The sequence below is a fragment of the Aromatoleum toluvorans genome, assembly GCF_012910905.1.
Lineage (GTDB): Bacteria > Pseudomonadota > Gammaproteobacteria > Burkholderiales > Rhodocyclaceae > Aromatoleum > Aromatoleum toluvorans.
On sequence record NZ_WTVN01000076.1, the window covers coordinates 1 to 4351 of the forward strand.

Sequence of the window (4351 nt, forward strand, 5' to 3'; positions counted from 1 at the left end):
CGGCGCCGTGCTCGGCGAGCTGTGCGCCCGCGCGCGCGAAGGCCACTACACGCCGGCGACGCGCGACTGGCTCGCCGACGTCGCGGGCGGGCGCCTCGACGCCGCCCTCGCCGACCCGCAGGGCGAGCCGCTCGACCAGGCCGTCGCGATGCTGCGCGTGAGCCACCGCTTCAGCGCCGACAGCGGCATCGGGCGCCTCGCCGAGGCCGTGAACGCGGGCGAGCTCGCAGCGCTGCACGCCCTGTGGCCGCAGGGCTGCGCGGACCTCGCGCGCGTGCGCGTCGCGGCCGGCGACGAGGGCGCCTTCCGCGCCCTCGTGATCGACGGCGGCGCGGCGAACTTCCCCGCGGCAGCGCGCGGCCGGCGCAGCGGCGACGCCGTCCTGCCGCCGCCGGTGGGTTTCGGCCACTACCTTGCGGCCGTGCGCGACGGCCAGCCGGGCGCCGACGCAGAACCGGCCGCCTTCGACGACTGGGCGCGCGCCGTGCTTGGCGCGCACGGCCGGTTCCAGCTCCTGTGCGCGCTGCGCCGCGGACCGTGGGGCGTGGAAGGGCTCAACGAGCGCGTCGCGCGCCTGCTGCACGCGGCCGGCCTGATCCCGGCCAGCCACGGCTGGTACCTCGGCCGGCCCGTGCTGGTCACCCACAACGACTACGGCCTGGGCCTCATGAACGGCGACATCGGCGTCACGCTGGCCCGCCCGCGCCCCGCCGCGAACGGCGGCGAACCGCAGTGGGCGCTGCGCGTCGCCTTCCCCGCCGGTGACGGCACGGACGGCATCCGCTGGGTGCTGCCGAGCCGCCTGCAGGCGGTCGAGACCGTGTATGCGATGACCGTGCACAAGTCGCAGGGCTCGGAGTTCACGCATGCCGCGCTGCTGCTGCCCGACGCGCTGAATCCCGTGCTCACGCGCGAGCTCGTCTATACCGGCATCACCCGCGCGCGCGAGTGGCTGACGCTGGCAACGGCAGGCGCCGACCGGGTGCTGGACGAGGCGGTGCAGCGCCGCGTGCTGCGCGCGAGCGGGCTGCTGGTTGCCGAGTGAGCCGGCCGGGTCGGGCATACCATGAATTGGGTAACCGGTACCGGAAAATGCCTATCGGCTAAGCGTGCCGGTGGGGGGAATGTACCCAAATTGGGAAAACATGTGACGTTCGCAGGGCGCGGAAAATGCGTCGGAGATAGCGAGGTCCGGTAGCGTCCTGTAGCGTTAAGTCGTTCACGGTTTTCCCCCGAAATCGGGCGCACACTGCATCGAGGGTGCGTACGGGGGATTTCACCCGTGACGTATCTTCCAGGGGGCTCGAGCGAACATGGACAGCATCCGGAAACCCTTCAACCTGCGCAGGTGGTTCTCCGTCGTCAGCCTGGTGGTGACGGGCGGAGCGGCGATCGTCTCGGGGGCGATCCTGTCCAGCTTTTTCGTGGACGAAGCGATCAAGCGCGACGCGATGCTGACGACGCAGTTCATCCAGTCGATCGCCGAGATCGAGTCGCGCCATGCGCGCCTGGGCCCGAAGCACACCAGCCTCGCGTCGATTCTCGATGGTCGCCTGACGGCGCGGGAGCTCGGCGTTCCGGAGGAAAGCCTCGAACGTGCGCGCACGGAATTCTTCGATCATCTCCGCCAGATGCCCGAAGCCCTGCTCGCGACCGTGTTCGCGCCCGACGGGGTCGTGATCTGGTCGGCCAATCCCAAGCTGACCGGGCAGAAGATAAGTGACAACGACGAGCTGGACGAGGTCCTCGAGCGCCGCCAGACGGTGGCCGGCGGCCACCTCAAGGGGGCCGTGGGCGAGAAGGCCGAGCAGAAGTTCGTGCGCGAGCCGCAGGACATGTACATCGAGAATTACGTGCCGCTGCTCAATGTCGACGGGAGCGTGGCCTCCGTGGTCGAGATCTACAAGGAGCCGGCCGACCTGATTCAGTCGATCAAGCGCGGCTACCTGCTGATCTGGCTGGCCGCCCTGCTGTCGGGCGGTGCGGTCTATGTGTGCCTGTACTGGATCATCGACCGTGCCGCGCGCGAGCTCGACGCCCAGCAGCGCGAGATCGTCGAGAACAAGACGCTGGTCGCGCTCGGCGAGATGTCCTCGGCCGTCGCGCACGGGCTGCGCAACCCGCTCGCCTCGATCCGCTCCAGCGCCGAAGTCGCACTCGAACTCGGCGATTCGGGGAGCGCGAAGAACCTCAAGGACATCATCGTCCAGGTCGATCGGGTGTCAAAATGGGTACGGGAATTGCTACAGTTTTCAAGGCCGATCACCGACCAGAATGAGGCCGTGAACGTCGTGACCGCGCTGGACAACGCGCTGAGCACCTACGATGTGCAGATACAGCGGGCCGGCATCGAAATCGATTGGGCGCCACGGACGGCACCCGCGGTGGCGGTGCAAGCCAACGGCTCGCTGCTGGAACAGGCGCTCAACAGCGTGCTCTCCAACGCGATCGAGGCCATGCCGCGCGGCGGGCGTCTGGGCGTGGCCGTCGAGCAGCCCGCGCGCGACCGCGTCACGGTCAGGGTGGTCGACACCGGCTGCGGCATGTCCGAGGCGCAGCTGAAGACGCTCTTCAAGCCCTTCCACACGACAAAACGTGGCGGCCTGGGGGTTGGATTGGTGCTCGTAAGCCGGATAATGGAACGCTTCGGTGGTGCAGTTGAACTGGATAGCAAGGAACAGGCGGGAACCACCGTCCGCTTGACCTTCAAGGTAGCGAATCAGGAGTAGGAAGATGCCAAACACGATCCTGGTCGTCGAGGACGACGAGATCCTGGGCGAAAATATCTGTACCAGCCTCAAGCGCCATGGCTGGGATGCGCAACTGGCGGACTCCTCGGAAGAAGCGCTGCGCAAGGTGTCGACGCTGCACCCCGACGTCGTGCTCACCGACCTCAACCTGCCCGGCATCACCGGCATCGAGCTGATCGGCCGGGTGCGCGAGGCCGAACCCGACGCCAAGGTCATTCTCATGACCGGGGACGGCAACGTGCAGCGTGCGGTCGAGGCGATGAAGGCCGGCGCCTACGACTACCTCACCAAGCCGCTGGTGCTGGCCGAGCTCAAGCTGCTGATCGAGCGTGCCCTCGACGCACGGCGCATGGAAAAGACCCTGTCCTTCTACCACGAGCGCGACACGCGCGAATCCGGCGTCGGCGCGCTGATCGGCAACTCCGCGCCGATGCAGGCGATGAAGGGCATGATCCACCAGCTTCTCGAAGCCGAGAAACACATGCCCGCGAGCGAGCTGCCCGTGGTGCTGATCAACGGCGAAACCGGCACCGGCAAGGAGCTCGTCGCGCGCGCGCTGCACGTGGACGGCGTCCGCAGCGGCGGCCCCTTCGTCGAAGTGAACTGTGCGTCGATCCCGTCGCATCTGCTGGAGGCCGAACTCTTCGGCCACGAGAAGGGCGCGTTCACCGACGCACGCGACCGCCGCGCCGGCCTCGTCGAAGCGGCCGATGGCGGCACGCTGTTCCTCGACGAGATCGGCGAGATCGACCTCGCGCTGCAGGCCAAGCTGCTCAAGCTGCTCGAGGAGCGCACGATCCGGCGCCTCGGCTCGGTCAAGGAGATCAAGGTCAATCTGCGCATCATCAGCGCCACCAACCGCGACCTCGAACAGATGGTGCGCGAGGGCAAGTTCCGCAGCGACCTCTATTTCCGCCTGCGCATCATCACGGTCAAGGTGCCGCCGCTGCGCGAACGCGGCGAGGACATCGCCACGCTGGCGAAGCACTACCTCGAACAGCACGCGCGCCGCTACGTCAAGCCGGGCCTGACCTTCAACGACGACGCGCTCGCCGTGCTGAAGGGCTATGCGTGGCCGGGCAACGTGCGCGAGCTGCGCAACATGCTGGAGCAGACGGTGCTGCTCGCCGCCGGCAAGGCCATCACGCCCAACCAGCTCGCGATCTGTCCGGGCCTGTACGGCACCTGCGACCGTGACTTCCACTCGCTCGACAGCTACTGCATGTCCGTGCCGGCCAGCGGTGTCAGCGTGCCGGAAGTCGAGCGCGACCTCGTCGTCAAGATGCTCGACAAGACCGACTGGAACGTCACCAAGTCGGCGCGCCTGCTGGGCCTCACGCGCGACATGCTGCGCTATCGCATCGAGAAGCTGGGCCTCGAGCGGCCGCCGCGCTGACGCAAGGAGTACGGGAGGGGAGGGAGAAGGGGCGCGGCGCGAGTCGCGCCCTTTTTCTTAAGCGGGGCGTCGCGGGGCGTCCTTGCGGCAGGGAAGCCCTAAGGTGGTTGAAAGTCATCGGAACCGGATTGTTAACCGGCAACAAAATACATCATGGCAGTGTGGGTCAGCGCAGTTGCTCCCTCCCCTTCAAGGGGAGGGAGCA

At 67.8% G+C, this 4351-nt stretch carries 3 protein-coding genes; all 3 read left to right on the plus strand.

All coding sequences use genetic code 11. The annotated features are described in order from the left end of the window. Positions 1 to 1045 (plus strand): ATP-binding domain-containing protein (locus tag GPA22_RS22275; RefSeq protein WP_169258258.1); only part of this gene is annotated, 1045 nt, incomplete at its 5' end. A 268-nt stretch (positions 1046 to 1313) separates the two neighbouring features. Continuing rightward, positions 1314 to 2729: a sensor histidine kinase gene (locus GPA22_RS22280; RefSeq protein WP_169258259.1), complete on the plus strand. Its 1416-nt coding sequence runs from the start codon at positions 1314 to 1316 to the stop codon at positions 2727 to 2729. 4 nt (positions 2730 to 2733) lie between these two features. After that, a complete protein-coding gene (locus GPA22_RS22285; RefSeq protein ID WP_169258260.1) occupies positions 2734 to 4146 on the plus strand; it encodes a sigma-54-dependent transcriptional regulator in 1413 nt (470 codons plus the stop codon). Positions 4147 to 4351 lie beyond the last annotated feature (205 nt).

What these genes read in the sequence shown, in the direction of transcription:
- GPA22_RS22280 (WP_169258259.1), top strand. Translation starts at nt 1,314, where the DNA reads ATGGACAGCATCCGGAAACCCTTCAACCTGCGCAGGTGGTTCTCCGTC.
- GPA22_RS22285 (WP_169258260.1), top strand. Translation starts at nt 2,734, where the DNA reads ATGCCAAACACGATCCTGGTCGTCGAGGACGACGAGATCCTGGGCGAA.